General features: G+C 75.2%; 5 protein-coding genes and 1 pseudogene. 3 read left to right on the top strand and 3 right to left on the bottom strand.

All coding sequences use genetic code 11. The features are described 5' to 3' along the window. Both metX and CCN35_RS16935 read left to right on the top strand, forming a co-directional pair. The coding region (metX, locus tag CCN35_RS16930; RefSeq protein WP_211285536.1) for a homoserine O-acetyltransferase MetX at positions 1-925 on the top strand (925 nt) is incomplete at its 5' end. A 201-nt stretch (positions 926-1,126) separates the two neighbouring features. Next, the gene (locus CCN35_RS16935) at positions 1,127-1,924 is read left to right on the top strand and encodes an N-formylglutamate amidohydrolase (protein WP_067394154.1); all 798 of its coding nucleotides are present in this window, start codon (positions 1,127-1,129) and stop codon (positions 1,922-1,924) included. Between the two features lie 52 nt (positions 1,925-1,976). On the opposite strand, the gene CCN35_RS16940 is transcribed toward CCN35_RS16935, so the two are convergent. The 3 genes from CCN35_RS16940 to CCN35_RS16950 are packed head-to-tail and all read right to left on the bottom strand — an operon-like array spanning position 1,977 to position 4,536. After that, complete coding sequence (locus CCN35_RS16940; RefSeq protein WP_067394152.1) at positions 1,977-2,468, bottom strand: hypothetical protein; 492 nt, start codon at positions 2,466-2,468, stop codon at positions 1,977-1,979. Beyond that, positions 2,465-3,064: an RNA polymerase sigma factor gene (locus CCN35_RS16945; protein ID WP_201450856.1), complete on the bottom strand. Its 600-nt coding sequence runs from the start codon at positions 3,062-3,064 to the stop codon at positions 2,465-2,467. The genes CCN35_RS16940 and CCN35_RS16945 overlap by 4 nt, the downstream gene beginning before the upstream one ends. A 35-nt stretch (positions 3,065-3,099) precedes the next feature. Next, complete coding sequence (locus CCN35_RS16950) at positions 3,100-4,536, bottom strand: S8/S53 family peptidase (protein ID WP_067394149.1); 1,437 nt, start codon at positions 4,534-4,536, stop codon at positions 3,100-3,102. Between the two features lie 121 nt (positions 4,537-4,657). On the opposite strand from CCN35_RS16950, the pseudogene CCN35_RS16955 reads away from it, so the two are divergent. Then, positions 4,658-6,081 (top strand): annotated as a pseudogene (locus CCN35_RS16955) (CHAT domain-containing protein); the annotation flags it as partial.

Genomic DNA, 6,081 nt, shown 5'->3' on the forward strand with positions numbered 1-6,081 from the left:
CCGGGGTGGGATGGCCGGGCCCGGCCATCCCACCCCGGGCTGGTGGGACGGGCTGGTCGGGCCGGGCCGGGCGCTGGACACCGACCGGTGGTTCGTCGTCGCCCCGAACGTGCTGGGCGGCTGCCAGGGCAGTACGGGACCGGCCTCGCTGCGGCCCGACGGAACGAGGCGCTGGGGCGGGTCCTTCCCGTTCCTCACCCAGCGGGATCAGGTGGCGGCCGAGCGGGACCTGGCGGACGCGCTGGGCATCGAGAAGTGGGCCCTGGTGGTCGGCGGCTCGATGGGCGGGATGCGGGCCCTGGAGTGGGCGGTGTCGTACCCGGAGCGCACGGGTGCCCTGCTGCTGCTCGCCACGACGGCGGCGGCGAGCGCGGAGCAGATCGCCTGGGCGAGCATTCAGCTGCACGCCATCCGCAGCGACCCGCACTGGCGCGGCGGCGACTACCACGACACCGGCTCCGGGCCGCACGCCGGCCTGGGGCTGGCCCGCCGTCTGGCCCATGTCACCTACCGCAGCGAGGCCGAGCTCCAGCTCCGCTTCGGCCGTGTCCCGCAGGGCACGGAGCACCCGTGGTACGGCGGCCGCTACCAGGTGGAGTCCTATCTCGACCATCACGCGGACAAGCTGATACGCCGGTTCGACGCGGCCAGCTATGTGGTGCTGACCGAGGCGATGAACGCCCACGACGTGGGGCGCGGCCGGGGCGGGGTGCGCGCCGCCCTGCGCCGGGTGAGCGCTCCCGCGCTGGTGGCCGGAGTCGACTCCGACCGTCTCTACCCGCTCTCCCAGCAGGAGGAGCTGGCCGCGGGCATCCCGGGCGCCGACCGTCTGCGGGTGATCGAGTCGCCGTACGGCCACGACGGCTTCCTCCTGGAGACGGAGCAGGTGGGACGGCTGGTCCGGGAGCTGCTGGGGGCGGGCTGAGCCGCGATGTCAGTGGTGTGCGGCAGGATCGAGGGGCCATGACGGCGTGCTCCTCGTGCCGGCACGGGGCGGCGCGAGGAGCACGCCGGGCGATTGCCGGAAGACGCGAGAAGAGCGCGAGGAGAACGCGGTGCCGGCCGGGGAACGGCCCGGCCGGCGCCGGCGCGAGGAGCGCGCGGAGAAAGAGCGAGGAGCAGCCCCATGTCCGCCGTCGCACCGTCCTTCGAGCTGCTGCCGGGTGCCGACGACTCTCCCGTGATCCTGCATGTGCCGCACTCGGCGCGGGAGATACCGGCCGATGTGCGGGCGGGGATCGTGCTGGACGACGCGGCGCTGGAGCGGGAGCTGGACCACATCACCGATGCGCACACCGCGCGGATCGCCGAGGTGGCGGCCGGTCTTGCGGCCGTCACCCCGTGGCGGTTCGTGAACCGGCTGTCGCGGCTGGTGGTGGATCCGGAGCGGTTCCCGGACGAGCGGGAGGAGATGCTCGCCGTCGGGATGGGCGCGGTGTACACGCGGACCACGCACCGGCAGGTGCTGCGGCCGGCGGACACCGATCCCGAACCGCTGCTCGAGCGGTACTTCCGGCCGTACGCCGAGGCCATGACGGAGGCGGTGGCCGGCCGGCTGGCCGCGACCGGCCGGGCCGTGGTCGTCGACGTGCACTCCTACCCGAGCGCCGCGCTGCCCTACGAGCTGCACGGCGAGGGGCCCCGGCCGCCCGTGTGCCTGGGCACCGACGCCTTCCACACGCCGCCGGAGCTGACCGGGCTGGCCCGCAAGGCGTTCGAGCCGTGCGGGGGGACGGGGCTGAACAGCCCGTTCAGCGGAACGTACGTCCCGCTGAGGTTCTACGGGAGCGACGCCCGTGTCCACGCCCTGATGGTGGAGATCCGCCGGGACCTGTACATGACCGAACCGGGCGGTCCCGCGGGCCCCGGGCTGGACCGGCTCGGGGAGGCGCTGGCCGCCCTCGTCGACGGCCTGAGCCGCTGACCCCGGCCCCGGCCGGAGGAACCGGTCGCCGACCGCTGCCCCGGCGGTGCGGTCAGGCCCGCAGCCACTCCGTGACCACGACCTCCCCGCCGGTGTGCAGCCGCAGCGCGAACGGGCCGGCGGGCGGTGTGCCGGTCAGAAAGCGCCCCAGCTCGTCGGCGGTGAGCGAGGTCCCCGGCTGCGGGCCGCCCAGCACCTCGATGCGGGCCGGCTGGGGCGGCAGCACCTGTCCCGTCAGGCCCTCCCCGGTGACCTCGACGTCCACGGTCAGCTCACCGGCCTGGAAGGTCAGCATCCGCGGGGTGTCCGTCGCGCCCCGGACCGGCAGGGCGTCGACGAGCGAGTCGAAGGTCAGCTCGGCGACACGGGCGTCCAGGTCGTGCAACGCGTAGGCGTCGACGGCCAGTTGGAGCAGATGGTCCGGGACGGGGTCGAGGACGGCCGCGGCCTGCCGCAGCTCCTGCTCCAGCGGGTCCTCGTCCCACGGTCCCCCGCCCGGCTCGTCGGGGCAGGGGTTCTCCCGGCAGTTCCCGCGGTCGTTCATGTCGCCCCCCGTGCGTCGAGTCGTGCGCGCAGGCGCCGCAGACAGCGCTGGCGCAGAGGTCCGATACTGCCCACGGCGATTCCCAGTGCGGCGGACACCTCCTGGTAGCTGGGCGGCGGCGAGGCGATCAGCACACGCAGCAACTGGCGGCAGCGGTCGCCGAGTTTCTCGAACTCCTGCCACAGCCTGCGGATCCGCTCGCTCTGGGCGGCGGCCTCCTCGGAGTCGAGCAGCGACTGCTCCGGGGTGCCCTCCTCGCTCACCCGGTCCAGCAGCTGCGGATCGTCCGTCACCGTCAGCCGGCTCAGGCTCCGCAGCGTCTTCAGGCACTCGTTGCGCGCGGTGCTCGCCAGCCACGAGCCCACCTTGTCGGGTTCCCGGATCCGCCCGAGATGCTGGGCGAAGCGGAACCAGACGGTCTGGTACACCTCGTGCCCGTCGGCGTCGGAGAGCCGGTGTGCGCGCACGACGGACCACACCAGCGGGCTGAGCCCCTCCACCAGCGCCTTCCAGGCCGCCGCGTCACCGTCGACGGCGGATCGGACAAGCGCGCCGACATCTGCACGGTCCACGACCTCACCCCTCGGATACGGCATGTCATGGTACGCCGCGGAGGGGAGGGTTCCGGCCCTCATGACGCCGGAGCGGGACGCGTGACGGGGACGGGGCGCCAGGTGGGCGGGCGCAGTGCCGGCACACGCGCCCCGCGCACGTCGACGTACTCGGTGGTGGCCTCGAGCAGTTGACGGCGGGCCGCACGCGGGTCGCGCTCCTTGTGCGCCGTCATGTGGGCGGCGATCATGCCGGCGGCGACGGGGGTGGCGAAGGAGGTCCCGCTCCACTGCGCGTACCCGTCGAACATCACCTGGTCCGGCTTGGCAAAGGTGGCCTCCCGCTCCTCGCTGAGCACACCGGTGTGGCGCGGGAACTGGCAGGTGCAGGCGTAGCCGGAGCCGTACCGGCAGGCGTCGTAGGTGGAGTGCTGGTAGACGTACGGCACGGGCGTCTCGAAACCGGTGAGGGTGCTGGTCAGCCGCTCGCCGGGGGCGTACGCCCTCACCCAGGGGCCGTGGTTGCTGAAGCAGGCGCCGTGTTCGCCGTCGCTGCGCAGGGCGCCGACGGACAGGACGCAGTCGGCGTACTCGGGCAGACCGGCGTAGGCGGCGGGCCAGAACGGCGTGGCGCTGCCGTTGTTGCCGGCGGCCGCCACCAGAAGGGTGCCCCGGGCGCGCAGTTCCCGCATGAAGGCGTCGACGCCGAGCAGGCCGTCGGTGCGGCCGTTGGAGGTGCCGGCGGACAGGCTGATGATGTCGGGCCAGCCGTCGGTGTCGACGGCCTCGAAGAGCTTGTTGCCGAACTCGTGCTCCAGGACGGCGCCGGCGTTGCTGAGGGTGCCGCGCACGGTGATGTCGGTGTTGGGGGCGACGGCCGCGACGAGTCCCGCGATGAACGTGCCGTGGCCGACGTACTGCCGCAGGACTCCGGCGTCGTCGGTCTCCCGCGCCTCGGCGTCGCCCCGGACGCGGGACAGCAGGGGGACCGAGCGGTGGTCGTGCGTGAGGCCGGTGTCGACGACGAGGACGCCGACGGCGGTGTCCGCGTCGTAGGCGGTGCCGGCGGGCGCCGGGTTGGTGCCCCGGGTGCGCGGGGCGGGCACGGGCTCGTCGCCGGGGCAGGCGTTGACCGCGATGGACACCACGTGGTTGCGGCCGACCAGCTTCCGTCCGGCCCGGTCCTCGTGCGCGCGCAGGGCGCGCAGCGCCTGGGTGACGGCGCGGTCGCCGTCGCGGCCGCCCTCGCCCGGGTCGCCGACCCGGATCCGGGTGACACCGGTGCGGTTGGTCTCGGGGCTCGCCCGGCGCACGCGGTCGGCCGGCAGCCCGGCCACCCCGGTGAAGTGCGCACGGACGGTGTCCTCGACGAGGCGGGCCTCCTCGCCGTCCCGGGCGAGGACGACGCCCTTCTCGTAGAGGAACTCGGCCGAGTCGTCCGGCCCCATCGCCAGCGGCACGTCCGGCATCGAGCGCTGGATCTGGTCGAACTGCTCACGGAATCGCTGGGGCGCCACGGCGTGTCCTCCCAAGGGTGCGGTGGTTCGACAATCAGAGCCGCGCGGATCGGCTTTGATACATCGTCAGGACCGCTCGGCGCGGTTACAGGGCCGCCACCGGGCCACTACCATCCGACGCGTGACAGCCGGAAGCGCCTCGGTCCTGGACCTGCTGCCCATGGTGTTCGCCGCTCCCAACGAGGCCCTGGCGCGGGCCCGGCAGCTGCTCGACACCGATCCGCCGCCGCTGCACGCCTCCGTCGCCCACCAGGTGATCGGCATCTGGCAGCGGGACTTCGGCGATCTGCGTCTGGCCCTGCGGCATCTGCGGCGTGCCCGGGACCTGGCGGCGCAGGCGGACTCGGCCGAGCGGGAGGCCGACGTCCTGGCCACGCTCGGGGTCGCACTGGTGCACGCGGGGCGCACTCGGCAGGGGCTGGCGGCGTTCGAGCGCGGGGTCGCGCGCGGGACGGGGCACACCCGGGCGCGAGTGCTGTACCGGCGGGCGTACGTGTGGTGGGTGCTGGGCCGGCACCGCGAGGCACTGGAGGACGTACGGCGGGCGATTCCCGTGCTGCGGCAGGCCGGCGACGTGATCTGGACGGCGCGGGCGCTGACGCTGCGGGCCACCGTGCACCTGGCGCTGGGCGCGGTGGAGCGGGCGAACGCCGACTTCGCCGCGGCGCAGGCGCTGTGGGACACCACCGGCCAGGAGCACGACAAGGCCGACGCCGTGGAGAGCCGGGGCCTGGCCGCGTTCCGGGAGGGCGACATCCCGGCGGCCCTGCGGCTGCTCGACGAGGCCGCCGAACGGTACGCCGCGCTCGGCACGCCCACCTTCATGCTCACCATCCGGCGCTGCGAGGTCCTGATGGCCGCCGGGCTCGCCCCGGAGGCGCTGGCCGAGGCGGACGCGGCGCTCGCCGAACTGGACGGCATCGGCGGCCAGCCGACCCGCAGGGCGGAGCTGCTGCTGGCCGCGGCGCGTGCCGCGCGGCTGGCGGGCGACCCGCACACCGCGATCACGCGCGCCGCGGCGGCCGTACGGCTGTTCGCCGGTCAGCAGCGCGCCTGGTGGGAGGCGCACGCCCGGCTGGTGCTGCTCGAGGCGCGGGCGGCCACCGGGCGCCGCTCGGGGCGGCTGGTGGCGGACGCGGCCGCGCTGGCCGAGCGGCTGGCCGGCTTCGGCTCGCCGTCCGCGCCGGAGGCGTCGCTGCTGGCGGGGCGGATCGCGCTCGCCCTGGGCCGGCGGGCGGACGCCGAGAGGCATCTGTCGGCCGCCGCGCGCGGCCGCCGCAGCGGGCCGCCGCTCGCCCGGATCACGGGGTGGGCGGCGCAGGCGCTGCGGGCGCGGGCGGCCGGCTCGGTGCGGGGTGTGCTGGAGGCGTGCCGGCGCGGACTGGAGGTGCTCGACGACCACCGGATGACGCTGGGCGCCTCGGAGCTGCGTGCCCGGGCCACCGCGCAGGGCGCCGAACTGGCCGCGCTCGCCCAGGAGGCCGCGCTCGCCTCCGGCCGGCCGCGGCGGCTGCTGGTGTGGAGCGAGCGCTGGCCTCCTGGGCG

Source organism: Streptomyces thermovulgaris (assembly GCF_002155915.1).
GTDB classification, from domain to species: domain Bacteria; phylum Actinomycetota; class Actinomycetes; order Streptomycetales; family Streptomycetaceae; genus Streptomyces; species Streptomyces thermovulgaris.

Excerpts from the sequence above, each read along its gene's own strand:
- CCN35_RS16935 (WP_067394154.1), top strand. The coding sequence starts at position 1,127 with ATGTCCGCCGTCGCACCGTCCTTCGAGCTGCTGCCGGGTGCCGACGAC.
- CCN35_RS16945 (WP_201450856.1), bottom strand. The coding sequence starts at position 3,064 with ATGCCGTATCCGAGGGGTGAGGTCGTGGACCGTGCAGATGTCGGCGCG.
- CCN35_RS16940 (WP_067394152.1), bottom strand. The coding sequence starts at position 2,468 with ATGAACGACCGCGGGAACTGCCGGGAGAACCCCTGCCCCGACGAGCCG.